Here is a 25,418-nt window from a genome sequence, read left to right on the forward strand (position 1 = left end):
AGTTTTTGTCCGGGAGGTAAAGCGGGGATATACCGGAGGCATGAGCCAGCCGCCCGAACCGCTCCCCCTCGTCGCCCCGCAGCTGCGCGCCCTGCGCACCCGCAGCGGGCTGACGCTGGAGGCCGCGGCCGCCCGGGCCGGGCTCTCGCCCGCGCACCTCTCCCGGCTGGAGACCGGTCACCGGACGCCGTCGCTGCCGATGCTCCTCGCACTCGCGCGGACGTACGGCACGACCGTCTCCGACCTGCTGGGCGAGGTGCCGCCCGAGTCCGATCCGATCGTACGGGCCGACCGCATGGAGGCGCAGCAGGCCGGCGGCTGGACGTACTGGCGGGCCGGGGGTTCCGGGCGGGCGATGCAGGCCCTGCGGCTGCACGTGCCGCAGGGCCGGGGCAGCCAGGAGCAGCTGGTCCGGGTGCACCCGGGCGAGGAATGGCTCTACGTCACCCGGGGCCGGATGCGGCTGACGCTCGGCGAGACCGTGCACGAGCTCGGCCCCGGCGACGCCGCCCACTTCGACTCCCTCACCCCGCACCGCATCGCCGCCGTCGGGCAGGGCGGGGTGGACCTGCTGTTCATGCACACGCTGATGCAGAGCGGCGCCGCCGGGCTGTGCCTGGGCGACACCGCACCGACCCGGAGGGGAATGCCGTGAGCGACAACGTCAAGCAGTACGTGGAAGAGGACCGGGCACCCATGGGGATGACGATCCGGGTGTTCATCTACCTCGTCGCCGTCCACTTCATCGTCGCCTTCTTCTTCCTCATCTTCTGGCTTGCCGGGGCGAAGTGACCGGGCGCGCCCTAACCTGGCGCCATGGCCCGTACAGCCCAGGAAGTCCTCGCGCAGGCGGTGCAGGAGCTGGCACCGGACACCGCGGCGAACCGGCTCGTCCCGCGGATCGCCGCGGGCACCGCGCCCCGGGAGGCGGTCTCCGCCTTCGCGCTGGAACAGCATCACATCATCACGGGTGACCGGCGCAGCTTCGCGCACCTCGCGGCCCGGTCCGCGGACCGCCCGGCCGTCGCGGGCTTCTTCACGCACCTCGCCGGGGGCGAGACCGCCGCGCTGGACCGCCTGGGTGCGCTGACGGCCGCCTGCGGCCTGGACGACAAGGCGGTACGGGCCTACGAGCCGCAGGCCGGCTGCCAGGCCTACCCGGCGTACGTGGCCTCGCTGGCCCTGGGCGCCGAGCCGGCCGACGTCGTGGTCGCGCTCACCGCCAACTTCGCCGCGTGGGGCGGCTACTGCGCCACGATGAGCCGGGCCCTGCGCGCCCACTACGGCTTCGACGACGCGGCCTGCGGCTTCTTCGACCTCTTCGCCGGGCCCGACCCGGAGGGCGAGGCGCTGGCGCTCGCGGCGGTGCAGTCGGGGCTGGAGGACGGCACGTTCTCGGAGCTGCTGGCCCGCCGGCACGGACGGCTGCTTCAGGCCTACGAGTTGATGTTCTGGGACAGCCTGGACGGGGTGTCCGCCGCGGGGTGGCCGTGGTGATAGACAGGTGCCCATGCCGATATACCGTGCAATTTCTGCTGACGACACCGAGGCGCTGGCCGCCGTCGACGCCCTCGACAACTCCTTCGTCACCGGCGCCGTCCTCGAAGTGACCGCCCACGCCGACGGGTTCGCCCTGCGCGAGACGCCGGTGGACCCGCCGCTGCTCAAGGAGTATCCGGACGAGGGCGAGGAGCGCGAGGACGGCGCGGAGGTCGTGGCCGCGTACGACGGCGCCGAGCTGTGTGGCGCGATCACCGTGGCGTACCAGGACTGGAACCGCCGTCTCCACATCGCCGACCTGCGGGTCTCCCCCGCCCACCGCGGCCGGGGCATCGGCCGCGGCCTGATGGACCGGGCCCTCGCCCGCGGCCGCGAACTGGGCGCCCGCACCGCCTGGTTGGAGGTCACCAGCGTCAACGCCCCGGCGGTCCGGGCCTACCGGAAGATGGGGTTCACGTTCGCCGGGCTGGACACCACGCTCTACACCGGCACCGTCTCCGAGGGCGAGACGGCCCTGTTCATGAGCCGGCCCCTGGCTTCCGCTTGAGCCCCTCCCCCGTCAGGGAGCCGTGCACGCGCAGCCGGGCGACGCCCCCGTCGGGATGGATGTCGATGCGGACGTGCGTGGCCGTCGGGGCGCCGTCGAGCAGGAAGCGGTGGACGGTGTCGGGCTGGAGGCGGGTGCGGGGCAGCAAGGGGGTCCAGCCGGCGGTGCGGTCGGCGGGGTCGGCGCCGGTGGTGGCGTCCAGGGCGTGGAGGTCGGCCCAGCCGGGGGCGTTGCCCTTGTAGCAGCCGGTGTCGATCTCGACGGCGCGCAGGGTCGCCTGGCCGGTGAGCCGGTACCGCACCCAGTCGTGGCCGGAGTCGCGGCGGCGGCGGGTCTCCCAGCCACCGTCCATCCGCAGGGAGCGGCCCGGATGGATGGAGTTGAGGGCGGAGGAGAAGAAGCGGTCGGAGGAGTCCTCGACGTGGCCGCCGTTCTCGAGTGCGGCGAGGTCGAAGGTGCCGAGCGCGCCCAGCCAGGCGAGGTCGGGGGCCGGCTCGCCGTGCACCCGCAGCCGGGCGATGCCGCCGTCGGGGTACTGGGCGAGCCGCAGGTGGGTGAAGCGCTCGCGGACGGCGACGGCGAAGCCGTTGGCGGCGTGGCCGCCCACGGGGGTGCGCGGCACGAGGGTCGCCCACGGCACGTCGGGGGCCAGCAGCTCCTCCGGGGAGGGGGTGCCCGGCAGCATCGTGGCCTCGACGGCGACGGATTCCGGGTGGTTGCCGCGGAAGTGGGCGGTGTCGACGACGATGCCGTGGACGACGCCGGGCACCCCGAGGCGGACGAGCGCCCAGTCGTGGTCGTCGGCGGCCGGGTGCGGGACGGCGGCGGTGCCCCGGCGGCGGCGGGTCTCCCAGCCGTCCATGATCTTGCCCTTGTGGCCGAAGAGTTCGGGGTCGAAGCGGGCGGGCCCGGGGGCGAGCAGGTTCTCGCGGTCGGCGAAGAACTCGTCGTTGGCGGCGGTCACGGCGCCGCCCAGCTGCCGGTCGGCGAGGTCGGGGAGGACGTCGAAGGCGAAAGGGGCGGTGCGGTAGTCGGCGTAGGGGTCGCCACCGGGGTAGGGACGGGCGGGTCCGGTGAACTGCGGCGGGACGCCGGCGGTTTCGGCTATGTCACTTGTGTCGCTCATCTGTCCGTGTGCTGCCTCTCCAGGAGTCGGCCGGTGGGCTCGGTGGGGGTGCCGTGGTCGGCGATCTTCCGGCCGCGCAGCCAGGTGGACCGCACGACGCCGTGCAGGGTGCGGCCCGCGTAGGCGGTGACCTGGTTGCGGTGGTGGAGTGCGGCCGGGTCGACGGTGAAGGTCCCGTCGGGGGCGAGGACGGCGAAGTCGGCGTCGCGGCCCGCCTCGACGGCGCCCTTGCGGGCCAGTCCGGCGAGGGCGGCCGGGGCGGCGGACATCCAGCGGGCCACGTCGTCGAGGGTGTGCCCGCGCCGCCGGGCCGCGGTCCAGACGGCGGGCAGCCCGAGCTGGAGGGAGGAGATGCCACCCCACGCGGCGCCGAAGTCGGGGAACTTGAGGACGGTGGTGCAGGGCGAGTGGTCGGAGACGACGCAGTCGACGGTCCCGGCGGCGAGCCCCGCCCACAGCGCGTCCTGGTTGGCCGCCTCCCGGATGGGTGGGCAGCACTTGAACTCCGTGGCCCCGTCGGGCACTTCCTCCGCGGTCAGGGTCAGGAAGTGCGGGCAGGTCTCGGCGCTGACGGGCAGGCCCTCGGCCTTGGCGGCGGCGATGACGGGCAGGGCGTCCGCGGAGGACAGGTGCAGGACGTGCACGCGCGTGCCGAAGCGCCGGGCCACGTCGACGACGGCGGTCACGGCGGCGTTCTCGGCGGACCGCGGACGGGAGGCGAGGAAGTCGGCGTAGCGCGGGCCGCCGCGCTGCGGTGCGGCGGAGAGCCGGTCCGGGTCCTCGGCGTGCACGATCAGCAGTCCGCCGAACTCGGCGATCCGGGCGGCTGCGGCCTCCAGTTGGCTGCGGCCGAGCGGCGGGAACTCCTCGACGCCGGAGGGCGAGAGGAAGCACTTGAAGCCGAAGACCCCGGCGGCGTGCAGGGGTTGCAGGTCGCCGGTGTTGCCGGGCACGGCCCCGCCCCAGAAGCCGACGTCGACGTGCACCGCCTGCTCCGCCACGGCCTGCTTGACGCGCAGGTGCGCCACGGTGGTGGTGGGCGGCAGACTGTTGAGGGGCATGTCCACGAGCGTGGTGACGCCCCCGGCGGCCGCGGCGCGGGTGGCGCTGCGAAAACCCTCCCACTCGGTGCGGCCGGGGTCGTTGACGTGCACGTGGGTGTCGACGAGGCCGGGCAGCAGGACGTCGTCGCCGAGGTCCTCGCGGACTGCCCCGGGCGGGAGTTCGGCCGTGTACGGCAGCACGGCGGCGATCCGCCCGTCCGCGACGGCGACGGACGCGGGGCGGGTGCCGTCCGGGGTGACCACTCTCGTCGAGCGCAGCAACAGCTCCACCGCGGGCATGACGCCCCCTCCTCGATCCGCCGACCGGGCCCGCGCTTCAACATAGTGTTGATACGCGGGTGGCCCGCAGTCTTCTGCGGTGGCCCGACCCCGTCAAGACCCCTTCCGTACACCGGTAGGCTGCTCCCACTGCCGTCACGGAAGGACCGCACCGTGCCCTCGCCCGCCGAGTCCCGAACCGCCTCGCCGACCGGCGGCGTCCAGTCGCTGGAGCGCGCCTTCGACCTGTTGGAGCGGATGGCCGACGCGGGCGGCGAAGTCGGGCTGAGCGAACTCTCCACGAGCAGCGGGCTTCCGCTGCCCACCATCCACCGCCTGATGCGCACCCTCGTCGCCTGCGGCTACGTGCGCCAGCAGCCCAACCGCCGCTACGCGCTGGGCCCCCGGCTGATCCGCCTCGGCGAGAGCTCCTCCCGGCTGCTCGGCACCTGGGCCCGCCCGCACCTCGCGCGGCTGGTCGAGGAGACGGGCGAGACGGCCAACATGGCGCTGCTGGACGGGGACGAGGTCGTCTACGTCGCCCAGGTGCCCTCGCGGCACTCGGTGCGGATGTTCACCGAGGTCGGCCGGCGGGTGCTGCCGCACACCACGGGCGTCGGCAAGGCGCTGCTCGCGCAGTGTTCGGATGACGAGGTGCGCGCCCTGCTGAAGCGCACGGGGATGCCGGCCGCGACCGAGAAGACGATCACCACGCCCGAGGCCTTCCTGACGGCGCTGGCGCTGGTGCGCGAGACGGGTTTCGCGGTGGACGACAACGAGCAGGAGATCGGGGTACGTTGCCTGGCGGTACCGGTGCCGGACTCCCCGACGGCGGCGGCCGTCTCCGTCTCGGGCCCGGCGGGGCGGGTGACGGATGCGGCGACGGAGAGGATAGTGCCGTTGCTGAAGCGGGCGGCGGCAGAGTTGTCGACGGAACTCTGCGCGCCGTAAGGGGCGCGGGGCTGTGTCGATGTGCGGCTCCGCCGCGTGGGCGCGACCAGGCGCCCCGTCAGGGGCGCTGGGGGCACCTCCCAGCGGTAGCTGGGGGAGGAACTGCGCGGCCAGCCCCCACCGGCCCGCAGCCGACGCACCACCCCAGGGGTCCGGGGCGCAGCCCCGGGGACCTCGGCTGCAGGCGCGTCGTGGTTGCTCGCGCAGTTCCCCGCGCCCCTTCGGGGCGCTAGGCCCCCTCGCGGGGCTGAGGCACCACAGACGTCTCGTCGAAACTGTCCACCGCCGCACGAACCTCGCCGAGCGCCCCGGCAAGCGCGCTCACCGAGCCGACCGCACCGGCCACCAGCAACAGGGCACTCCGCAACCGCGAAACATCCGGCTCGCCCGCCCGCGCCATCGCGTCCAGCGCGGCCAGTTCGTCGTCGGCGGCCTCCCGGTCGGGTAAAGCGGCGGGGTGCCCGGCAAGGGCCTTGCGCAGCCGGGAGACGGCGGCGCACAGCACGGCCGCTCTGGGGTCCGGATTACGGCCGGAATGACCCGTTCGCTCCTCTTCCACCACTACGGCGCCTTCCGTCACGACTCTCCCCCTCCCACGGCCCGTCCGCGCGGATCAGTTAACGCCACTTTCTGTGCGACGCGCCACACGCACAGCGAAATTCAGGCCGCGCGTTCCCGTGCGGGTGACGAACTGGCGTCCGGCGCACAGGCGCCCGGCCGTGGGGTATGCAGGAACCATGAGCAACTCCAAGAACCCTCCTGCACACGGGCCTTCGGTCGCCGGTCTGCTGCTGGCGGCCGGCGGCGGACGGCGCCTGGGCGGCCGGCCCAAAGCCCTACTGAGGTACCGAGGCGGTCTGCTGGCCGGGCACGCCCTGGAGGTGCTGCGCGCGGGCGGCTGTTCCCCGGTGCACGCCGTGCTGGGCGCGGGGGCCGCGGAGGTGCGCGAGCGGATCCGTCCGCTCGCGCCGGGGACGGTCCTCGTGGAGCACCCCGGCTGGGCGGCGGGCATGGGTTCCTCGCTGCGGGCGGGTCTGGAGTCGCTCGCCGCCGTGCCGGGCACCGGCGCCGTCCTGGTGATGCTGGTGGACCAGCCCGGCATCGGCCCGGAGGCGGTGGCGCGAGTGCTGGCCGCGCACAGCGCCGGGGCGGGCCTGGCGGCGGCGGCCTACGAGGGCGAGCGGGGGCACCCGGTGCTGTTCGCGCGGGAGCACTGGGCGGGCGTGGCGGCTGCGGCCCGCGGCGACCAGGGGGCGCGGGCGTATCTGCGGGCGCATGCCGCGGACGTCGTGCTGGTCGAGTGCGGTGACGTGGCCGCGCCGGACGACCTCGACACCCCCGAGGATCTGGCGCGGCTCACGGCAGGCGGCATTGAACTTCCACCATGAGGAAACTACTGTCCAAAGATCGGCACGGCATCGCGTGCCATCCCGGGGAACCTCCCGCTGCCTCCCGCCAGTTGAAGGAGTTGACCGCCATGTCCGCAGCAGCATCCTCCGCACCGGCCGTCGTCCAAGGGCCGCCCGTGGAGCGTCAGGAGGAGGTGCTGACCGATGCGGCGCTCGCCTTCGTCGCCGGCCTGCACCGTCGCTTCACCGGGCGCCGCGACGAGCTGCTCGGCCGACGGGCCGCGCGCCGCGCGGAGATCGCCCGCACCGGCCGGCTGGACTTCCTCCCCGAGACCGCCCGCATCCGCGAGGACCCCACCTGGCGCGTGGCCCCGGCACCCGCCGCCCTGGAGGACCGGCGCGTGGAGATCACCGGGCCGGCCGACGACCGCAGGATGACCGTCAACGCCCTCAACTCCGGTGCCCGCGTGTGGCTCGCCGACTTCGAGGACGCCTCCGCCCCCACCTGGCAGAACGTGGTCCTGGGCCAGCTCAACCTGATCGACGCCTACGAGCGCCGCATCGACTTCACCACGCCCGAGGGCAAGTCCTACGCCCTCCGGCCCGCCGAGGAGCTCGCCACCGTCGTGATGCGCCCGCGCGGCTGGCACCTGGACGAGCGCCACCTGACCGTCGACGGCCGGCCCGTGCCCGGCGCCCTCGTCGACTTCGGCCTCTACTTCTTCCACAACGCCCGGCGCCTGCTGGAGCTGGGCAAGGGCCCCTACTTCTACCTCCCCAAGACCGAGTCGCACCTCGAAGCCCGGCTGTGGAACGACGTGTTCGTCTTCGCCCAGGACTGGACGGGCCTGCCGCACGGCACGGTCCGCGCCACCGTCCTCATCGAGACGATCACCGCGGCCTACGAGATGGAGGAGATCCTCCACGAGCTGCGCGACCACGCCTCGGGCCTCAACGCGGGCCGCTGGGACTACCTCTTCTCGATCGTGAAGAACTTCCGCGACGGCGGGGAGAGGTTCGTCCTGCCGGACCGCAACGCCGTCACCATGACCGCGCCGTTCATGCGCGCGTACACCGAACTCCTCGTCCGCACCTGCCACAAGCGCGGCGCGCACGCCGTCGGCGGCATGGCGGCCTTCATCCCCTCGCGCAAGGATCCCGAGGTCAACGAGATCGCCCTGGAGAAGGTCAGGGCCGACAAGAACCGGGAGGCGGCCGACGGCTTCGACGGCTCCTGGGTCGCCCACCCCGACCTGGTCCCGGTGGCCCGGGCCTCCTTCGACGCCGTCCTCGGCGACCGTCCGCACCAGAAGGACCGGCTGCGCGAGGACGTCCAGGTGACGGCGGATCAGCTGATCGCCGTGGACTCGCTGACCGCCAGGCCGACGCACGCCGGTCTGCTCAACGCCGTCCAGGTCGGCATCCGTTACATCGAGTCCTGGCTGCGCGGCCACGGCGCCGTCGCCATCTTCCACCTCATGGAGGACGCGGCCACTGCGGAGATCTCGCGCTCCCAGATCTGGCAGTGGGTGAATGCCGGGGTCGTGCTGGACACGGGCGAGAAGGTCACCGCGGAGCTGGTCCGCCGCCTCGCCGCGGCGGAACTGACGGCGATCGACGAGCCGGGCCGCTGGCAGGAGGCCCACGACCTGCTGCTGAAGGTGGCGTTGGACGAGGACTACGCGGAGTTCCTGACGCTGCCGGCGTACGAGCTGCTGGAGTAAGGGGCCGCACCCCGTACACCCGGGCCGTGCTGTCGCGCGGGGCACAGTGTCCGTCGGCGAGGCGCCGTTCATGTCTCAAAGGTCGCCTCGCAGATGACCCCGTGCTGCCACTGCCTCCGAACGGCATGTTTGGATGTGTTGGTGATCGTTAATGCACAGGAAACATCCGGGCCGCGGATATACATCGACCGCATTCTGGAGCATTGGAACCTGGACGACGAAGCCGAGGCGCTCGTCCAGGGGGCGCAGCGACTGACCAGGCGGGAGGCTCGGCGGCAGCTGTTCAGGCTGGGTCATGCGCTGCGCCGGCAGGGGCTCGCGCCCGGCGACGGAGTGGGGCTGTTTCTGGCCAACCGCGTGGACTCCGTGCTCGTGCAACTCGCCGTCCATCTCATCGGCTGTCGCGTCGTGTTCCTGCCGCCCGAGCCAGGGCCCGGCGAACTCGCCGCGCTGGTCGAGCAGTCCCGGGCGCGCGTCGTGGTCACCGACCCGACCTTCGCGCAACGGGCCGCCGACGCGGCCGGCCGCAGCATCCACGCCCCCGTATTGCTCAGCCTCGGGCCCTGTGAGCAGCAGTGCACGGACCTGCTGGCCCTGGCTGCCGAGTGCCCGGACGTGCGCCCGGAGGGCGTGCCCGCTCCGGGAGCGGACGAGACCGTCACCGTCCTCTACACCGGCGGCACCCTGGGCCGGCCCAAGCTGGCCGCGCACAGCCACCGGCTCTACAACATGCTGCTGGACCTGGTGGATGACGCCCGGCAGGACTCCGGCTCCACGCTCTTCCCGACCATGGACGAGGGCACGGACAGGGTGCTCGTCGCCACGCTGCTCACGCACGGCAGCGGTCACCTCACCTCGCTCCAGGCTCTGGTGACGGGGTCCACCCTCGTCGTGCTGCCCGAATTCGAAGCGGGCGCGGCGTTGGCGGTGCTGCGCGAGGAGCGCATCACCGCGACGATGTTCGTACCGCCCATGCTCTACGCGGTGCTCGACCACCCGGAGTGCAAGCCGGGCGCCCTGCCCGCGCTGCGGGGGATCGTCGTCGGCGGCGCGGCCACGTCGCCCAGCCGGCTGCAGCAGACGGTCGAGGTGTTCGGGCCCGTGCTCAGCCAGGGCTACGGGCAGTCGGAGGCGCTCGGAATCAGCGCCTTCGGTGCAGAGGAACTCGCCTCGGAGGCAGCCCGGCGCCCCGAGCTCTGGCGCAGCTGCGGTCGCGCCATAAGGGATGCCGAGATCGAGATCCGTGGTGAGGAGAGCACAGCGGCACTGCCCGTCGGGCAGGTCGGCGAGGTGTGCGTCCGCGGCGAGACGGTGATGCTGGGCTACTTCGAGGACCCGGAGCGCACCGCGGCGGCACTGCACGACGGCTGGCTGCGCACCGGGGACCTGGGGTACCTCGACGCCGAGGGGTACCTCTACCTCGTCGACCGGGCCAAGGACATCATCGTCACCGGCAGCACCAGCGACAACGTGTACTCGAGGGTGCTGGAGGACTTCCTCCTCACGCTGCCCGGTGTGCGCAATGCGGCGGCGGTGGGAATGCCGGACGAGGAGTACGGGGAGGCCGTGCAGATCTTCCTGGCCACGGCCGAGGGCGCTGACGTCGACCCGGAGGCGGTCGGCGCGGCGGTGACCGCCGAGTTGGGCGAGCTGTACACGCCACGGGAGACGGTGCTGATGGATCGGCTGCCGACGACCAAGGTGGGCAAGGTGGACAAGAAGGCGCTGCGCGCCGCGTGGACGAGCGGGGCCTTGCGCACGCCGTAGGTTCACCTCGGCCTTCCGCCCTTTCCGCCCTTTCACCGGGAAAGGGCGGAAAGGGCGGCGGACCGGCGACCAACCGATCCAAACGAAACCGCCTAGCTCACGACCGCGCCCAGCGCGACGAACCCGCAGATGAGCACAGCCAGAATGAGCAACAGCGGCCAAATGAACCGCAGATATCGGTCGTAGCCCACCTTGGCCAGGGACACCCCGCCCACCACCACGGCAGTGGTCGGTACCCACAGGTTCATCCACCCACTGGCCGACTGCCAAGCCGTCACCACCACCGGCCGCGCCACGCCGGCGAACTCCGCGAGCGGAGCGAGAATCGGCATCGCCAGCGTGGCGTGGCCGGAGGTGGAGGGGATGAGGAAGGCCAGCGGCAGGTTCACCAGGTAGATCAGGATGCCGAAGGCCACGGCGGGGGTGCCCGAGACGATGCCCTCCATGGAGTGCAGCACCGTGTCGATGATCTTGGCGTTGGTCATGATGACGGTGACGCCGCGCGCCAGGACGATCACCAGGGCCGGTGCGATGAAGTCGGCCGCGCCCTGGACGACCGCGGCGCTCAGCCGCTGCTCGCCGAGGCGGGCGACGAGCCCGACGAGCACGGCCGCAACGATGAACAGCGCCGCCAACTGCGCGAAGGACCAGCCGAGTTCCCAGCCGTAGGGGGCGGCCTCGGCCTTGCCGGTGAGAGCCGTGGACCAGGGGATCACCGAGAAGATCATGAAGGCGAAGACCAGGGCGACCGTCACGAGCACGGCCTTCTGCAGCCCCGTCAGCTCCGGCGGCTCCATCGCCTCGGCGGCCAACTCCCGGTCGCCGGGCAGGAAGCCGACCAGCGAGCGGCCCGGGTCGGCCCGTACCCGGTGCGCGTAGCGGATGACGTGGCCGATGGTGACGCCCGTCAGGACGAGCCACATCGCGAAGCGCAGCCCGATGCCGTCGCCGAGCGAGATCCCGGCGGCCGAGGAGGCGACGCCCGTGGCGAAGGGGTTGACGGTGGAGGCGAGCACGCCGACGCCCGCCCCGAGGATGATCGTGCCGGTCGCGACCATGCGGTCGTAGCCGAGCGCGAGCATCAGGGGCACGACCAGCCCGTAGAAGCCCAGCGTCTCCTCGGCGAAGCCCTCGACGGTGCCGAGGAGGGAGAAGACGGTCATGATCCCGGCGATCAGCAGCGCCCCGCGGTGGCGCAGCCGGTGGGCGAGCCGCTCGATGCCGCGGTCCAGGGCCCCGGTGGCGAAGACGACGGTGATGAACGCGCCGATCGCGAGGACGAAAAGAAAGACGCCCGCGCTGCCGTAGAGCGTGCCGGTGGCGTCGGGCGCGATCCGGCCGGTGACCGGGTCCCGTACTCCGTAGAGCCCGTTGACGGGGGCGAGGAAGAGGTCGCCGAGGCGGTGGAGGAAGCCGCCGGGGGCGGCCTCGTGGTGGTAACTGCCCTGGACCGGATGACCCGCGGGGTTGCGCCGGTAGATGCCGGAGGGGACGACGAAGGCCAACGCCCAGACGGCGACGGTGACGACGGCGAGCACGGTGAGGGCACTGGGGAAGGCGAAACGGGGCTTGTGGCCTTCAGGTGGGTGGGTCACGGTGCTCATTTTGCGCAGATTTGCCCAAGATTATGAGGCTGCCGCGCCCCGTAAGGGGCAGGCGCGGGGAACTGCGCGAGCAACCACAGACGGCGCACCGGGCAGCGCCTCCCGGCGTTCCTGCACCGCCGGGAGGCCGGGGCCTGCCCCGCCGGGCCCTCCGCCGACCGCGTCAAGGGCGACGATCCGTATGCCGGTTGAGCACCGCATTCAGCACCACCGCCGTGAGGCATCCCGCGCTCACACCCGAATTCAGGATGGTCCTCAGGGTCGCAGGGATCGCACTGGCGCCGTAGAAGTCCCGGGACACCACCGGAATCAGGCCCACCCCGAGCGACACCGCCGCCACCAGCAGGCCCTCCCCCTTCTCGAGTCCGGCCCGCGCCAGCACCCCCACCCCGCTCGCCGCCACCGAGCCGAACAGCACGATGGCCGCGCCGCCCAGCACCGGCCGCGGCACCACCGCGATCAGCGACGCGGCGACCGGGCTCAGCCCGAGGAGGACGAAGAGGACCCCGCACGCGGCGACGGTGTACCGGCTGCGTACGCGGGTGATGGCGACGAGGCCGATGTTCTGCGCGAACGCGCTGTTCGCAAAGCCGTTGAAGAAGGGGCTCAGCGCCGTGCCGAGGGTGTCCGCCCGCAGGCCGGCCGCGATCACCTTCTCGTCCGCGGGGCGTTCGACGACCTCGCCGAGGGCGAGCATGTCGGCCGTGCTCTCCGTCATGGACACCAGCATCAGCACGCACATCGAGACGATCGCCGGCAGCGTGAACTGTGGGTGCCCGAAGTGGAAGGGGGCGGGGAAGCCCACCACCGCCGCTTCCCTCACGGCTGTCGTGTCGACGGCACCGGCCGGTACCGCGATCAGGGTTCCGGCCACCATGCCCAGCAGGATCGCGATCTGCTGCAGGAAACCCCGCAACAGCCGCCGCAGTGCCAGCACGATCACCAACGTCGTTCCCGCCAGGGCGAGATCGGTCATCGACGCCGGACGCTCGGGATGCCCGTTCTGGATCCATTCGAAGGCGACCGGAAGGAGCGACATGCCGATCAGCGTGATGACGGACCCGCTGACGACCGGAGGGAAGAAGCGGACGAGTCTGCAGAAGTACGGAGCCAGCACGAAGCCCAGCACGCCGGCCACGATGACGCCCCCGTAGATGACGGGCAGCGCAGTGCTCCGGTCCGCCTGGCCGTCGGCGATCGCCAGCATCGGCGCGACACCGGCGAACGAGACGCCGTTCACGAACGGCAGCCTCGCCCCGACCTTCCAGAAGCCGATCGTCTGGAGCAGCGTGGCCAGCCCGGCCGTGAAGAGGCTCGCGCCCACCAGGAACGTGAGCTCGGCCGGGCGGAGCCCGACGGCGGCGCCGATCACCAGCGGCGGCGCCACCACCCCCGCGTAGCTGGCGGCGACGTGCTGCAGGCCACTGGCGAGCAGTCTGCCGGGCCCCGGCAGCCGGTCCACGGGGTGGACGCCACTGGACACAGCGGCCACGGCAGTTCCTCCTGTCGGTGGGGGGTGGGGACGCCGGGCGCCCGGCTCAGCCGGCGGCGATCCGCGCGAGGCGCCGGGCCTGGGCGCGGGCCTCGCGGGCGATGTCGTCCTCGTCGGCGGTGGTCAGCCGCCCGTTCTCCACGACCGCACGGCCGTTGACGAGGGAGAGGGTGACGGGCGCGGGGGCACCCAGCACCAGGGCGGCGACGGGGTCGGCGATGGTGGAGTGGCCGAGCCCGTCCAGCTTCCACAGCACCAGGTCCGCGAGCTTGCCCGCCTCCAGCGACCCGGTCTCCGCGGCCCGGCCCAGCACCCGGGCACCGCCGTACGTACCCATGCGCAGTGCCTGACGCACCGTCAGTGCTCGTGATCCGCCTGCCAGTCGGTTGACGAGCAGGGTGTTGCGCAGTTCGGTGTGCAGTTCCCCGGACTCGTTGGAGGCCGTGCCGTCCACGCCGAGCCCGACCGGGACGCCGGCGGCGAGCAGGGCGGGGACGGGCGCGGTCCCGGCCGCGAGGCGGGCGTTGGAGGACGGGCAGTGCGCCACGCCCGTGCCGGTGCGGGCGAAGGCCGCGATGTCGGCGGCGTTCATGTGGACGCAGTGGGCCATCCACACGTCCTTGCCGAGCCAACCGGTCGATTCCAGGTACTCGGTCGGTCCCATGCCGAACAGTTCCTTGCAGAACTGCTCCTCCTCCACCGACTCCGAGCCGTGGGTGTGCAGCCGGACCCCCTTGCGGCGGCCGAGCACGGCCGCCTCCCGCAGCAGTTCGGTCGAGACGGAGAACGGCGAGCAGGGCGCGACCCCGACGCGCAGCATGGAGTCGGGGGACGGGTCGTGATGGGTGTCGATCGCCTCCTCGGTGGCAGCCAGCGCGGCCTCGGTGGTCTCGACGGCGAAGTCCGGGGGCAGCCCGCCCTGCGACTGCCCGCGGTCCATCGAGCCGCGGGTGGGGCTGAAGCGCACGCCCAGTTCGCGGGCCGCGCGGATCTCGGCGCCGAGCAGGTCACCGGCGCCGCGGGGGAAGACGTAGTGGTGGTCCGCGGCCAGGGTGACACCGCCGCGGACCATCATGGCCAGGGAGCCGCGCGCCGCCGCGTAGAGCATCTCCTCGTCGATGCGGGCCCACACGGGATAGAGGGCGACGAGCCAGTCGAAGAGGATGGCGTCCTGGGCGAGGCCGCGCGTGAGCCACTGGTAGAAGTGGTGATGGGTGTTGACCAGGCCGGGCGTGACCAGGTGCCCGGTGCCGTCGACGCGCCGGACGACTCCGTCGAGCCCGGCGGGCGCGGCCCCGGGGCCGACGGACTCGATCCGGTTGCCCGCGACGACGACGTGGCCCGAGGCGTACTCGGTGTCGTGGGCGTCCACGGTCGCGACGGCGCAGTTCTCGATGACGATGCGCACAGTGAATCCTTTCAGGGGAATCGCGCCCCGTCAGGGGCGCGGGGAACTGCGCGACCAGCCACATGCGGCCCGCACTCACAGATTGGTGAGGTCCACCGCTATGGCGGACTCGGCACCGTCCCTCAGCACCGTCGCCTCGATAAGCCCGTAAGGGCGATCCGCGACGAAGAACACCTCGTTGTCGTTCTTGAGCCCGAACGGCTCCAAGTCCGCCAGGAAGTGGTGCTTGTTGGGGAGGGAGAGCCGGATCTCGTCGATCTCCGGGCACCGGTCGACGACCCGCGCCCCCATCGCGTAGAGGGTCTGCTGGAGCGAGAGCGAGTACGTCTCGGCGAAGGCGTGCAGGAGGTGGTCGCGCGTCCGCGCGTAGGAGTCGTCCCAGTCGGCACCGTCGAGGCCCGCGTCGTCCGTCGCGCCGTGCCGCCAGCGGGCGTTGACCTCGGTGGCGAGGATCCGGTCGCGGGTCTCCTTGAGCGTGGTGTAGCGGTCCTTCACATAGCCGTGGAACTCGGAGTCGGTGGAGTTGAGGACGGTGAGACCGCTGAGCCCGGAGATGATCTGCCACCGCTCGCCGTCGTAGGCGATCTGCGCGGTGCGCGTCTCCCGGTTCGCCCGCACGAAGGAGTGCCGCGCCTCACGGGCGTCGGAGGGCGCGATCCGCTCCCACGCGTACTCCTCGATGCGGATCCGGGCGGTGGTGATCGGGTCCTGGCTGGTGACGAAGTGCCGGGCGAGGCGCATGCAGAACTGCTCGGCGGAGGCGATGCCGTGTTCCTTGGCGAAGGCGAAGACGGTGTTCTTGGTGGCGTCGGTGGTCAGGACGTCGGTGTTGGATCCGGTGAGGTGGGTCGCGGTCAGGTCGCCGGAGAGCGCGACCGAGACGTTGAGGTCCTTGATGTGGTGGACGGGCCCGTCGCGGGTGATCCGCACGACGCGGCTCTCCGCCTTGCCGTACTGGTTCTGGCCGAGCATCGCAGGCATGGGCTAGCTCCCTCGGTAGACGGAAAAGCCGAACGGGCTGAGCAGCAGCGGGACGTGGTAGTGCTCGCCGGGGGCGACGGCGAAGGCGACGGCCACTTCGGGGAAGAAGCCGGCGCCGCAGGGCTCCGTCGTGAAGACCAGGCGGGCGTGGGCCGCGGCTGCGGGGAGGGCGGGGAGGTCCTTGCAGCGCCCGTCGGGGTCGGTCGCCGACGTGCCGAGGGGCTGCCAGCCGGTGTCGCGGCCGTCGCGTACCGAGAGGGCGACCGCGACACCCGCGGCCGGGCGGCCCGCGGCGGTGTCCAGGATGTGTGTGGAGACGGTCGCTCCTTCCGGGCCGGCCAGGCGGGCGAGCCGCAGGCGGTTGATCTTCGCGAGTTCCTCCCGCACGATCTCGCGCTCGTGTTGCGGCGGGTTGTCGATCCTGTGACGGACGGCGTCCCGCATCTCCTCGGCGCTGCGGCCGGTGGCACAGATCAGGAAGACGTGCCCGAACTTCTCCTGGTAGGCGAGGTTCAGGGCGAGCAACTCGGCGCGGAGTCCGGCCGGGGCGCCCGCCATGCCGCGTTGTTCGCGGGAGGAGTCGGGGTCGCCGGGCTTCGGCCGGCCGATGGGCGGATGCCCGGCGAGCGCCTCGGCGAGGCCGGCGGTGCCGAGGCGGGCGACGGCGGCGTCACTCGCCGCGAACAGGGCCGCGGCATCGGGATAGGGGCGCCCCGCGAGGATTTCCTTGCCCCACGCGTCACTTGCACAGACGGTGCGCAGGGCGGCGAGGGCGGTGGCGTCGTCGGCCGCGTTGAAACGGCCGAGCGTGGACGGTGTCGAACTCGGTGTCACGGCAACCTCCGTGGCGCGATTCGCTGCGCACAGCTAACGCCCGGGCGATGACCGCGTCAACAGTTTGTTGAGATACCTGGGACGGGCTTTGCCTACTCCCTGTTCAGATCCCTGTTCAGATAGTTGTAAACGGTGAAGCGACTCACGCCGAGTGCCGCGGCCACCGTCTCGACGCCGTGCCGCAGGGTGAAGGCGCCGCGCGCCTCCAGGTTGCGGACGACCGACTGCTTCTCCTTGCGGCCGAGTTGCGCCAGGGGCATGCCGTGGCGGCGCTCCAGGTCGGACAGGATCCGGTCGAGCGAGTCCGCGAGGTGCGGGAGGCGCACGGCGACGACCGGGCGGCCCTCCCAGGAGAGCACCACGTCGTCGGCGCCGGCCGCCTCCGGCTCCAGCAGCTGCCCGCCCAGAGCGTCCACGAGCGGCTCGACCGCGGCCCGGAAGGGGTGTTCGTCGCTCACGGTTCCTGTCCCCCTGCTTCGCCAAGGACGTTGACCTGCAACGACACACGGGTGGCCCCGGCGGCGAGCGAGCTGCGCAGCACCTCGCCCAGGGCGGCGAGCACGGCGTCGGCCCCGCCCTCGACCGTGTTGCCGAACGGGCCGACGTCCACCGCGTCGAGCCCGGAACCTTGCACGGCCTCGCGGGCGGCCACCGCGTGGGGCGGGGGCTCGTCGAGGTCGAAGGGCTCGGTCGTGAACTCCGCTCGCAATCGCACGCCGTCAACCTACTGCGTTGCGGCGGGCCTTGACAGCTCCGGACGACCGGGAGGAGTCTTTCGCATTACAGAAGTCAACTTCCATATTGCGGAAGGAGTGCAGGGACTGTGCACGGCTTCGATGTGAATCTGTCGATCCTCTTCACCGAACTCCCGCTGCTGGAGCGGCCTGCGGCGGCGGCAGCCGCCGGATTCGACGCGGTGGAGCTGTGGTGGCCCTGGCCGGAGGAGCCGGTGCCGGAGCCGTCGGAACTCGCCGCCCTGCGCCGTGCGCTGAAGGACGCCGGTACACAGCTCGTGGGACTGAACTTCTACGCGGGCCGGCTGCCCGGCCCGGACCGGGGTGCGCTCTCGCTCCCGGGTGCGGAGTCGGAGCGGTTCCGCGCGAACGTCGAAGTGGCCGCGGCCTTCGCGGAATCGGTCGGATGCGGGGCGCTCAACGCGCTGTACGGGAATCGCGTCGCATCCGCCACCGGACAGGACGAACTCGCCCTGGAGAACCTGGCCTTCGCGGCCCGCGCCGCCGACCGGATCGGGGCTGTGCTGCTCGTCGAAGCGCTGAACGCGGCCGAGTCGCCGCAGTATCCGGTGACCACCGTGGACCGTGCTGCGGACGTGGCGGATGCGGTGAACGCCGCGACGGGGCTGGGCAATACGAAGGTCCTGCTGGACCTGTATCACGTGGCGATGGGCGGGGCTGACGTCGAGGCGGCCGTCGACCGCCACGCGGCGAGCGCCGGTCACGTCCAGATCGCCGACGTGCCGGGGAGAGGAGCACCCGGCACGGGCTCGCTCCCCCTGGGGAAGCTCGTGCAGCGGGTGCGGGACGCGGGCTACGAGGGGTGGATCGGGCTGGAGTACCTGGCGGGCGGCCGGCCGAGCGCGGACGCATTCGGCTGGCTGCACTGACCGGACGCCACGGCCAACGGACACCACAACCGATGGAAGGAACACCATGCGCATCGCCTGGATAGGCCTCGGCATCATGGGCTCCCCCATGGCCGAGAACCTCCTCAAGGCCGGCCACCCGGTCACGGGGTACACCCTCGAACCGCACAAGCTCGACCGCCTCGCCGCCGCGGGCGGCACCCCGGCCGCCTCCGTCGCCGACGCGGTCCGCGGCGCGGACGTCGTCGTGACCATGCTCCCGGCCGACCCGGACGTCACGGCCGTCGCCGAGGAGATCCTGGCCCACGCCGCCCCCGGCACCCTCCTCCTCGACATGTCCACCGTCTCCCCCGGCACCGCCGCCCGCCTCGCAACCGCCTGCGCCGCCAAGGGCGTCCGCTTCCTCGACGCTCCCGTCTCCGGCGGGGAGGCCGGAGCCGTCGAGGGCTCGCTCTCCGTCATGGCCGGCGGCCCGGCGGCCGACTTCCGCGCCGCCGCACCGCTGTTCGCGGCGCTCGGCACCACCGTCGTCCACTGCGGCAGCGCCCCCGGTTCCGGCCAGACCGTCAAGGCCGCCAACCAGCTGATCGTCGCCGTGAACCTCCAGGCCTGCGCCGAGGCCGTCGTCTTCCTCCGGAAGTCCGGCGTGGACCTCGACGCCGCCCTCGACGTCCTCGCGGGCGGACTCGCCGGCTCGACGGTCCTGACGCGCAAGCGGCGCAACTTCACCGACCGCACCTACGCCCCGGGATTCCGGATCGACCTGCACCACAAGGACATGGGCATCGTCACCGCCGCCGCCCGCGAGGCCGGCGCCGCCCTCCCCGTCGGCGGCGTGGTCGCGGAACTCGTCGCCGCACTCCGCGCGCAGGGGGACGGCGCCCTGGACCACTCCGCACTGCTGCGCGGGGTGGAACGGCTCTCCGGCATCTCACCCGAGGAGTAGACGTGCCCACCATGCCCGCCATGCACGCCGCCGTGCACATCCTCAAGGACGAGGGCGTCGACATCGCCTTCGGCTGCCCCGGCGCCGCCGTCCTCCCCCTCTACCAGGCGATGCAGCAACTCGGCGGCATCGACCACCTGATCGTCCGCCACGAGGAGGGCGCCGCGCACATGGCCGACGGCTGGGCCCGCACCAACGGCAGGCCCGGCGTCGCCATCGCCACCTCCGGCCCCGGCGGCACCAACCTCGTCACCGGCCTCTACACCGCCTTCGCCGACTCGATCCCGATGGTGTGCATCACCGGCCAGGCCGTCTCCGCCAAACTGCACCAAGAGGCCTTCCAGGCCGTCGACATCGTCGGCGTCGCCCGGCCCGTCACCAAGTGGGCCGTACAGGTCAAGGAGGCGGCACAGATCCCGTGGATCTTCCGCGAGGCGTTCCGGGTCGCGCGCACCGGGCGGCCGGGGCCGGTGCTCATCGACATCCCGGTCGACGTCGCGAAGCGCGAGATCGCGTACGACCCCGCCCTCGACACCCGGCTGCCCGTCGCGCCTGTCGCGCCTCATCCCCCGTGCGTCGAGGCCGCGTTGGACCTGCTGCTCGCCGCCGAGCGGCCGCTGGTCCTGGCGGGCGGCGGGGTGATCCTGGCCGACGCGACGGCGGAACTGCGGGCGCTGGTCGAACACCTCCGGGTGCCCTTCCAGGTGACCCTGATGGGCAAGGGCGTCATCGAGGACGACCACGAGCTGCACCTGGGCACCACGGGCATCCAGACCTCGCAGCGCTACGCCAACGCCTCGTTCCTGGAGGCCGACTTCGTCCTCGCCGTGGGCGCCCGCTTCGGCGACCGGCACACCGGGGCGGACACCGCCGTCTACCGGGGCGACCGGACCTTCGTGCACGTCGACGTCGAACCCACCCAGCTCGGCCGGGTCATCGCGCCGGACCTGGGCATCGTCTCCGACGCGCGGCTCTTCCTCGCCGCCCTGCTCGACGCGGCCCGGGCCCGCGGCGCCCGGCCCCGCACCGCCGCCTGGACGGCACGCTGCCGCGAGCTCAAACGCACCCTCACCCGCCGCGAGGACTTCGACGACGTCCCCGTCAAGGCACCCCGCGTGTACAAGGAGATCAACGAAGTCTTCGGCGAGGACACCTACTTCGTCACCGCCATCGGTCTCTACCAGATCTGGGGCGGCCAGCACCAGAAGGCCCATCTGCCCCGCCACTACCAGGTGTGCGGCCAGGCCGGGCCGCTCGGCTGGGAGCTGCCCGCCGCCATCGGCGTCAAGAAGGCCCTGGAGGGCATGGGCCGCGGCAGTACCGAGGTCGTCGGCATCGTCGGCGACTACGGCTTCCAGTACACGGTGGAGGAGCTGGCCGTGGCGGCGCAGTACGACGTGCCGCTCGTCCTGATCATGCTCAACAACACCTATCTGGGCCTGATCCGCCAGGCCTCCGCCGGCTACGGGATGAACTACCAGGTCGACATCCACTACGACGAGACGGGCACCGACAACGTCAAGATCATGGAGGCTTACAGCTGTTCCGGCCGTCGCGTCACCGACCCGGCCGGCATCCGCCCGGCGATCGAGTGGGCCCGCAAGGAGGCGGTGGCGACGTCCCGTCCGGCACTCGTCGAAATCATGATCGAACGGGAATCCAACACTCCGCACGGCCAGAACATCGACTCGGTACAGGAGTTCGAGAGCGCCCCGTAAGGGGCGCGGGGCGGTTCATTGTGCGGCTCCGCCGCGTGGGCGCGAGCAACCACAAACAGCCCGCACCCGAAGATCCGCGCCTCCGGCGGAACCACGGCTTACCGAATCGCTCCCCCGAGCGCTCCGCATCGTGGACGATGGGGTCCCATACCCCGCCCTCCATACCCCGCTGGAGCCGAAGATGGCCAAGAGCGTGCCGGTGCACTGCCCCACGTGCCACCGGGAGCACTCCTTCACCCCTCCCACCTTCCCCTGCGCCTGCGGCGCTCCCCTCACCCTCCCCGTCCTGCCGGACGCGGCACCCGAGTTACTCGGGCACCGCACCTGGCGGGACTCCTGGGTGTCGGTGCGCTGCACCGCCTGCGACCGCGAAGGCCAGTGGCCGCGGCCGGAGTTCGGCTGCTCGTGCGGCGCCGTGATGCGGCTGCCGGTGCCGGCGGGCGAAGCCGCCGCACCGGACGATCCCGCGCACGGGCAGCCCGGACAGCGGGCCGCGGTGCGCCCCGCCTTCCGGCCCGTCGCCATCCGCACCGAACGCGATGCGATCATGGCGGCCGAACGGTACCTGCGCTGGCTCGGCTTCACCGACGTGCGCCGTCCCGGCAGCTGCCCGGCCCCCGCCGTGGCGGGAGTGGACCTGCGCGCCACCGGCCTCGTCGCCCGGGTCGACCCGACGACCCTCCCCACCACACTGCGCGACGTCGAATGCCTGTGGCTGCACGGCCTCCTGGACTCCGCGGCCTCCGTCTGCTTCTCCCTGGCCGGGTACGCGCCGGACGCCCGGTGCCGCGCCGACGACCTGTGCGTGCCGCTCTTCGTCCTGGACCTCGCCGGGACGCCGCAGCCGTTGAACGACTGGGCGGACGAACTGGTGAAGCGGCCGGGGCGCGGCTGAGCCGCGCCCCGAAGGGGCGGGGGGAACTGCGCGACGAGCCACGACGCACCCGCAGCCGAGGTATCCGGGGCTTCGCCCCGGATACCTCGGTAGTGCGTCGGCTGCACGCCGGTGGGGGCTGATCGCGCAGTTCCCCGCGCCCCTGACGGGGCGCCGTGCTTACGGCGCCAACGCGGCCGCCTGCTCCCTCAGTTCCACCTTGCGTACCTTGCCGCTCACCGTCATCGGGAACGTCTCCAGGATCCGCACGTACCGCGGCACCTTGTAGTGCGCCAGCCTCCCCCTGCAGAAGCGTGCGAGCTCCTCGCGGCTGAGCGTTTCCGCCGGGTTCCGCAGGATCACGCAGGCCATGATCTCCTCGCCGTACTTCTCGTCCGGCACCCCGACGACCTGTACGTCGGCGATCTTCGGGTGGGTGTGGAGGAACTCCTCGATCTCCCGCGGATAGACGTTCTCCCCGCCCCTGATGATCATGTCCTTGATGCGGCCGACGATCCGGACGAAGCCCTCCTCGTCCATCACCGCCAGGTCGCCGGTGTGCATCCAGCCTTCGCCGTCGATCGCCTCGGCCGTGCGCTCCGGGTCGTTCCAGTAGCCGAGCATCACCGAGTACCCCCGGGTGCACAGCTCCCCCGGCTCCCCGCGCGGCACGATCTCGCCCGTCGCGGCGTCGACGACCTTCACCTCGACGTGCGGCAGCACCCGCCCCACCGTCCCGGTGCGCCGCTCCAGGTCGTCGTCCCGGCCCGTCTGGGTGGAGACCGGCGAGGTCTCCGTCATGCCGTAGCAGATGGCGACTTCGGCCATGTGCATCTCCGCCACCACCCGCCTCATCACCTCTGCCGGGCAGGGCGATCCGGCCATGATGCCCGTGCGCAGCGACGACAGGTCGTACGTGGCGAAGTCGGGCAGGGCGAGCTCGGCGATGAACATCGTCGGGACCCCGTACAGTGCCGTGCAGCGCTCGCGCTCGACGGCGTGCAGCGCAGCAGTGGCGTCGAAGGACGGAGCCGTCACGACGATGCAGGCGCCATGCGAGGTGGCCGCCAGGTTCCCCATGACCATGCCGAAGCAGTGGTAGAAGGGCACGGGCAGCGCGATGCGGTCCGCCGCGGTGTAGCCGAGGGCCTCCCCCACGGAATGGCCGTTGTTGAGGATGTTGCGATGGGAGAGCGTGGCCCCCTTCGCGAAGCCGGTGGTACCCGAGGTGTACTGGATGTTGACCGGGTCCTCGCAGCGGATGCCCGCCTCGCGCACGGCGAGCCGGGCCGGGTCGGTGCTCCGGCCGAGCTCGACGAGCCCGGTCCAGGTCGGGTCGTCGATGTAGACGACGTCGCGCAGGGCCGGACAGCCGGAACGCACCTGCTCAACCATGCGCCGGTAGTCGCTGGTGCGGTGCTCGACGGAGGAGACGAGCAGCGAGATGCCCGCCTGGCGCAGCACGTAGTCCAGTTCGTGCACCCGGTAGGCGGGGTTGACGTTGACCATGACGGCGCCGATGCGGGCGGTGGCGTACTGGACCAGCACCCACTCCGGGCAGTTGACCGCCCAGATGCCCACCCGGTCGCCCTTGGCCACCCCCTTGGCGAGCAGCCCGAGCGCGACCTCCTCGACCGCCCGGCCGAACTCCGCGTACGTCCAGCGGCGTCCGCTCGGGACGTCGACGAGCGCTTCGCGGTCCCCGAAGGCCGCGACCGTGCGGGCCAGATTGGCGCCGATGGTCTCCTCCAACAGCGGGGTGTCGGTGGGGCCCGCCGCATAGGAGAGCGGGAGAGCGCTCACCGGTGGTCCTCCTCCCGGTACTCGGCCGTCCCGTCGCCCTGCGCGGTGCGCTCGCGCAGCTCGATGCGGCGGATCTTGCCGGACACGGTCTTGGGCAGCTCCGCGAACTCCAGGCGGCGGATGCGCTTGTAGGGGGCGAGCACGGCGCGCGAGTGGGAGAAGAGGGCCGCGGCCGTCTCCGGTCCGGGCTCCCATCCCTCGGCGAGGACGACGTAGGCCTTGGGCACGGACAGCCGCACGGGATCGGGCGCGGGGACGACCGCGGCCTCGGCCACCGCCTCGTGTTCGAGGAGGGCACTTTCGAGCTCGAAGGGGGAGATCTTGTAGTCGCTCGACTTGAACACGTCGTCACGGCGCCCGACATAGCGGATGTACCCGTCCGCGTCCCGCGCCCCGATGTCCCCGGTGCGGTAGTAACCGCCCTCCATCGCCTCGGCCGTGCGCTCGGGGTCGCCCGCGTACCCGGTCATCACACCGACCGGCAGGGCCGAGAGGTCGACGGCGATCTCGCCCTCGTCGGCGGGCTCCCCCGTGTGCGGGTCGAGCAGGACGACGGTGAATCCGGGGCTGGGCCGGCCCATGGAGCCCGTCTTGAGCAGCTGGCCGGGCGGGTTGGCGACCTGGACCGTGGTCTCGGTCTGGCCGAAGCCGTCGCGGATGGTCACTCCCCACGAGCGCCGCACCGCCTCGATGACCTCGGGGTTGAGCGGCTCGCCCGCGGAGACGGCCTCGCGGGGCGGGGTGCGCAGCGCGCCGAGGTCGGCCTGGATGAGCATGCGCCACACGGTGGGCGGGGCGCAGAAGGTGGTGACGCCGCAGCGGTCCATCTCGGCCATGAGACGCGCGGCGTCGAAGCGGGTGTAGTGGTGCACGAAGACGGTGGCTTCGGCGTTCCAGGGGGCGAAGAGGTTGGACCAGGCGTGCTTGGCCCAGCCCGGCGAGGAGATGTTGAGGTGGACGTCGCCGGGCCGCAGGCCGATCCAGTACATGGTGGTCAAGTGGCCGACGGGGTAGGACACATGGGTGTGCTCGACGAGCTTGGGGCGATCGGTAGTACCGGAGGTGAAGTAGAGGAGCAGGGGGTCGCCAGCCCGGGTGGGCCCGTCGGGGGTGAAGCCGGCGGGGGCGGTGCGGGAGTCCTCGTAGGCGAGCCACGGTCCTCCGGGCGGGGTGTCTCCGACGCAGATACGCGTGTAATCGCCCGGCACGTCCGTGAACTTGGCGGTGTCCCCGGACCGGACGACCACGTGCCGCGCGCGGCCGCGCGCGATGCGGTCGGCGAGGTCGGCGGGGCCCAGCAACGGGGTGGCCGGGATGACGACGGCGCGCAGCTTCATGGCGGCCAGGGCCGTCTCCCACAGCTCGGCCTGGTTGCCGAGCATGACGAGGACGCGGTCGCCGGCCCGTACCCCGTGGCCGCGCAGCCAGTTGGCCACCTGGTCCGAGCGGCGGCGCAGGGCGTCGAAGGAGTGGCGCTCCTCGCTGCCGTCCTCCTCCACGATCCACAGGGCGGTGCGGTCGTTGCCCTCGGCGATGCGGTCGAACCAGTCGAGCGCCCAGTTGAACATCTCGGGCCTCGGCCAGGCAAAGCCGTCGTACGCCGCCTTGTAGTCCTCGCGGTGGGCGAGCAGGAAATCCCGTGCGGCCCGGAATCCGCTCGCGGCCCCGTTCTCGTCGGCGGGTTTCGTTGCCGTCACTGTTCCTCCTGATCACTGCTGCGTTGTTGCTGCGTTGCTCCTGCGTTCTGCTGCGTTGCCGTGCTGTCGCCGGTGGTGCAGGACAGCCCCCGGTCCGGCATGCGGAATGCCGTGGTCCGCCCCAGACTGGACAGGCGGCGGCGATCGTCGGCGTTCGGCACAGGCCCATTCA

At 72.3% G+C, this 25,418-nt stretch carries 25 protein-coding genes; 12 read left to right on the forward strand and 13 right to left on the reverse strand.

Annotated features, from left to right (window positions below; genetic code table 11):
• The first annotated feature begins 40 nt into the window (after positions 1 to 40).
• Genes ACMATS_RS09240 through ACMATS_RS09255 form a run of 4 tightly spaced genes read left to right on the forward strand, consistent with a single transcriptional unit; the run spans position 41 to position 2,047 of the window.
• A complete protein-coding gene (locus ACMATS_RS09240) occupies positions 41 to 655 on the forward strand; it encodes a helix-turn-helix domain-containing protein (protein WP_390778140.1) in 615 nt (204 codons plus the stop codon).
• Complete coding sequence (locus tag ACMATS_RS09245) at positions 652 to 792, forward strand: DUF6126 family protein (protein WP_336414867.1); 141 nt, start codon at positions 652 to 654, stop codon at positions 790 to 792. Before ACMATS_RS09240 ends, ACMATS_RS09245 begins: the two co-directional genes overlap by 4 nt.
• A gap of 24 nt (positions 793 to 816) precedes the next feature.
• Complete coding sequence (locus ACMATS_RS09250; RefSeq protein ID WP_390778141.1) at positions 817 to 1,497, forward strand: transcriptional regulator; 681 nt, start codon at positions 817 to 819, stop codon at positions 1,495 to 1,497.
• Positions 1,498 to 1,510: 13 nt separating this feature from the next.
• Positions 1,511 to 2,047 carry a GNAT family N-acetyltransferase gene (locus tag ACMATS_RS09255; protein ID WP_390778142.1) on the forward strand — a complete coding sequence of 179 codons (537 nt, stop codon included), beginning with the start codon at positions 1,511 to 1,513 and terminating at the stop codon, positions 2,045 to 2,047.
• On the opposite strand, the gene alc is transcribed toward ACMATS_RS09255, so the two are convergent.
• Together alc and allB are read right to left on the reverse strand one after the other, a co-directional pair.
• Positions 2,019 to 3,173, reverse strand: a complete 1,155-nt coding sequence (gene alc / locus ACMATS_RS09260) for an allantoicase (RefSeq protein WP_414167615.1) — start codon at positions 3,171 to 3,173, stop codon at positions 2,019 to 2,021. The two genes, ACMATS_RS09255 and alc, sit on opposite strands and share 29 nt — an antisense overlap.
• Positions 3,170 to 4,516: an allantoinase AllB gene (allB, locus tag ACMATS_RS09265; RefSeq protein WP_414167616.1), complete on the reverse strand. Its 1,347-nt coding sequence runs from the start codon at positions 4,514 to 4,516 to the stop codon at positions 3,170 to 3,172. Before allB ends, alc begins: the two co-directional genes overlap by 4 nt.
• 153 nt (positions 4,517 to 4,669) lie before the next feature.
• Between allB and ACMATS_RS09270 the strand changes: the two genes are divergently transcribed.
• The gene (locus tag ACMATS_RS09270) at positions 4,670 to 5,446 is read left to right on the forward strand and encodes an IclR family transcriptional regulator (RefSeq protein ID WP_414167617.1); all 777 of its coding nucleotides are present in this window, start codon (positions 4,670 to 4,672) and stop codon (positions 5,444 to 5,446) included.
• A 229-nt stretch (positions 5,447 to 5,675) separates the two neighbouring features.
• Here ACMATS_RS09270 and ACMATS_RS09275 read toward each other — a convergent pair whose 3' ends face one another.
• A complete protein-coding gene (locus ACMATS_RS09275) occupies positions 5,676 to 6,026 on the reverse strand; it encodes a DUF5955 family protein (protein ID WP_414167618.1) in 351 nt (116 codons plus the stop codon).
• Between the two features lie 157 nt (positions 6,027 to 6,183).
• Here ACMATS_RS09275 and ACMATS_RS09280 point away from each other — a divergent pair, with 157 nt between their 5' ends.
• The 3 genes from ACMATS_RS09280 (at position 6,184) to ACMATS_RS09290 (ending at position 10,286) form a co-directional block, all read left to right on the forward strand.
• Positions 6,184 to 6,834 carry a nucleotidyltransferase family protein gene (locus ACMATS_RS09280; protein WP_414167619.1) on the forward strand — a complete coding sequence of 217 codons (651 nt, stop codon included), beginning with the start codon at positions 6,184 to 6,186 and terminating at the stop codon, positions 6,832 to 6,834.
• Between the two features lie 89 nt (positions 6,835 to 6,923).
• Entirely contained in the window at positions 6,924 to 8,519 is a 1,596-nt protein-coding gene (aceB, locus tag ACMATS_RS09285; protein ID WP_414167620.1) for a malate synthase A, read from the forward strand.
• Between the two features lie 141 nt (positions 8,520 to 8,660).
• Positions 8,661 to 10,286 carry a class I adenylate-forming enzyme family protein gene (locus ACMATS_RS09290; RefSeq protein WP_414167621.1) on the forward strand — a complete coding sequence of 542 codons (1,626 nt, stop codon included), beginning with the start codon at positions 8,661 to 8,663 and terminating at the stop codon, positions 10,284 to 10,286.
• A 92-nt stretch (positions 10,287 to 10,378) separates the two neighbouring features.
• Here the strand turns inward: ACMATS_RS09290 and ACMATS_RS09295 are convergent, their stop codons facing one another.
• The 7 genes from ACMATS_RS09295 to ACMATS_RS09325 all read right to left on the reverse strand — a co-directional run bounded on the left by ACMATS_RS09295 (position 10,379) and on the right by ACMATS_RS09325 (position 17,320).
• Complete coding sequence (locus tag ACMATS_RS09295) at positions 10,379 to 11,881, reverse strand: YfcC family protein (protein ID WP_414167622.1); 1,503 nt, start codon at positions 11,879 to 11,881, stop codon at positions 10,379 to 10,381.
• Between the two features lie 172 nt (positions 11,882 to 12,053).
• On the reverse strand, positions 12,054 to 13,382 hold the full coding sequence (locus ACMATS_RS09300; RefSeq protein WP_414167623.1) for a nucleobase:cation symporter-2 family protein: 1,329 nt from the start codon (positions 13,380 to 13,382) through the stop codon (positions 12,054 to 12,056).
• Between the two features lie 46 nt (positions 13,383 to 13,428).
• Complete coding sequence (locus ACMATS_RS09305) at positions 13,429 to 14,790, reverse strand: 8-oxoguanine deaminase (protein ID WP_414167624.1); 1,362 nt, start codon at positions 14,788 to 14,790, stop codon at positions 13,429 to 13,431.
• Positions 14,791 to 14,865: 75 nt separating this feature from the next.
• Positions 14,866 to 15,771: a factor-independent urate hydroxylase gene (gene pucL / locus ACMATS_RS09310; protein WP_414167625.1), complete on the reverse strand. Its 906-nt coding sequence runs from the start codon at positions 15,769 to 15,771 to the stop codon at positions 14,866 to 14,868.
• Positions 15,772 to 15,774: 3 nt separating this feature from the next.
• A complete protein-coding gene (gene uraD, locus ACMATS_RS09315; RefSeq protein WP_414167626.1) occupies positions 15,775 to 16,605 on the reverse strand; it encodes a 2-oxo-4-hydroxy-4-carboxy-5-ureidoimidazoline decarboxylase in 831 nt (276 codons plus the stop codon).
• A 92-nt stretch (positions 16,606 to 16,697) separates the two neighbouring features.
• Positions 16,698 to 17,063, reverse strand: coding sequence for a helix-turn-helix domain-containing protein (locus tag ACMATS_RS09320; RefSeq protein ID WP_414167627.1), 366 nt, complete (start codon positions 17,061 to 17,063; stop codon positions 16,698 to 16,700).
• The gene (locus ACMATS_RS09325; RefSeq protein WP_390778160.1) at positions 17,060 to 17,320 is read right to left on the reverse strand and encodes a hypothetical protein; all 261 of its coding nucleotides are present in this window, start codon (positions 17,318 to 17,320) and stop codon (positions 17,060 to 17,062) included. Before ACMATS_RS09325 ends, ACMATS_RS09320 begins: the two co-directional genes overlap by 4 nt.
• Positions 17,321 to 17,428: 108 nt before the next feature.
• Between ACMATS_RS09325 and ACMATS_RS09330 the strand changes: the two genes are divergently transcribed.
• The 4 genes from ACMATS_RS09330 to ACMATS_RS09345 all read left to right on the forward strand — a co-directional run bounded on the left by ACMATS_RS09330 (position 17,429) and on the right by ACMATS_RS09345 (position 21,767).
• A complete protein-coding gene (locus ACMATS_RS09330) occupies positions 17,429 to 18,229 on the forward strand; it encodes a TIM barrel protein (protein WP_414167628.1) in 801 nt (266 codons plus the stop codon).
• A 46-nt stretch (positions 18,230 to 18,275) separates the two neighbouring features.
• A complete protein-coding gene (locus ACMATS_RS09335; RefSeq protein ID WP_414167629.1) occupies positions 18,276 to 19,154 on the forward strand; it encodes a 2-hydroxy-3-oxopropionate reductase in 879 nt (292 codons plus the stop codon).
• Positions 19,155 to 19,165: 11 nt separating this feature from the next.
• Positions 19,166 to 20,872, forward strand: a complete 1,707-nt coding sequence (gene gcl / locus ACMATS_RS09340; RefSeq protein WP_414170686.1) for a glyoxylate carboligase — start codon at positions 19,166 to 19,168, stop codon at positions 20,870 to 20,872.
• Positions 20,873 to 21,053: 181 nt separating this feature from the next.
• The gene (locus ACMATS_RS09345; protein WP_390778163.1) at positions 21,054 to 21,767 is read left to right on the forward strand and encodes a hypothetical protein; all 714 of its coding nucleotides are present in this window, start codon (positions 21,054 to 21,056) and stop codon (positions 21,765 to 21,767) included.
• Positions 21,768 to 21,926: 159 nt separating this feature from the next.
• On the opposite strand, the gene ACMATS_RS09350 is transcribed toward ACMATS_RS09345, so the two are convergent.
• From ACMATS_RS09350 to ACMATS_RS09360, 3 genes are read right to left on the reverse strand one after another with little or no spacing between them, the layout of a single operon-like run.
• Positions 21,927 to 23,549: an AMP-binding protein gene (locus ACMATS_RS09350; RefSeq protein ID WP_414167630.1), complete on the reverse strand. Its 1,623-nt coding sequence runs from the start codon at positions 23,547 to 23,549 to the stop codon at positions 21,927 to 21,929.
• Positions 23,546 to 25,246, reverse strand: coding sequence for an AMP-binding protein (locus ACMATS_RS09355; RefSeq protein ID WP_414167631.1), 1,701 nt, complete (start codon positions 25,244 to 25,246; stop codon positions 23,546 to 23,548). The genes ACMATS_RS09350 and ACMATS_RS09355 overlap by 4 nt, the downstream gene beginning before the upstream one ends.
• Positions 25,243 to 25,407, reverse strand: a complete 165-nt coding sequence (locus tag ACMATS_RS09360) for a hypothetical protein (protein ID WP_414167632.1) — start codon at positions 25,405 to 25,407, stop codon at positions 25,243 to 25,245. The genes ACMATS_RS09355 and ACMATS_RS09360 overlap by 4 nt, the downstream gene beginning before the upstream one ends.
• Positions 25,408 to 25,418 lie beyond the last annotated feature (11 nt).

Source organism: Streptoverticillium reticulum, from assembly GCF_047456005.1.
Taxonomy (GTDB): domain Bacteria; phylum Actinomycetota; class Actinomycetes; order Streptomycetales; family Streptomycetaceae; genus Streptomyces; species Streptomyces reticulum.

Coding starts and splice junctions, on each gene's coding strand:
- ACMATS_RS09280 (WP_414167619.1), top strand. CDS start 6,184: ATGAGCAACTCCAAGAACCCTCCTGCACACGGGCCTTCGGTCGCCGGT.
- ACMATS_RS09250 (WP_390778141.1), top strand. CDS start 817: ATGGCCCGTACAGCCCAGGAAGTCCTCGCGCAGGCGGTGCAGGAGCTG.
- ACMATS_RS09255 (WP_390778142.1), top strand. CDS start 1,511: ATGCCGATATACCGTGCAATTTCTGCTGACGACACCGAGGCGCTGGCC.
- gcl (WP_414170686.1), top strand. CDS start 19,166: ATGCCCGCCATGCACGCCGCCGTGCACATCCTCAAGGACGAGGGCGTC.
- alc (WP_414167615.1), bottom strand. CDS start 3,173: ATGAGCGACACAAGTGACATAGCCGAAACCGCCGGCGTCCCGCCGCAG.
- ACMATS_RS09335 (WP_414167629.1), top strand. CDS start 18,276: ATGCGCATCGCCTGGATAGGCCTCGGCATCATGGGCTCCCCCATGGCC.
- ACMATS_RS09345 (WP_390778163.1), top strand. CDS start 21,054: ATGGCCAAGAGCGTGCCGGTGCACTGCCCCACGTGCCACCGGGAGCAC.
- ACMATS_RS09240 (WP_390778140.1), top strand. CDS start 41: ATGAGCCAGCCGCCCGAACCGCTCCCCCTCGTCGCCCCGCAGCTGCGC.
- allB (WP_414167616.1), bottom strand. CDS start 4,516: ATGCCCGCGGTGGAGCTGTTGCTGCGCTCGACGAGAGTGGTCACCCCG.
- pucL (WP_414167625.1), bottom strand. CDS start 15,771: ATGCCTGCGATGCTCGGCCAGAACCAGTACGGCAAGGCGGAGAGCCGC.
- aceB (WP_414167620.1), top strand. CDS start 6,924: ATGTCCGCAGCAGCATCCTCCGCACCGGCCGTCGTCCAAGGGCCGCCC.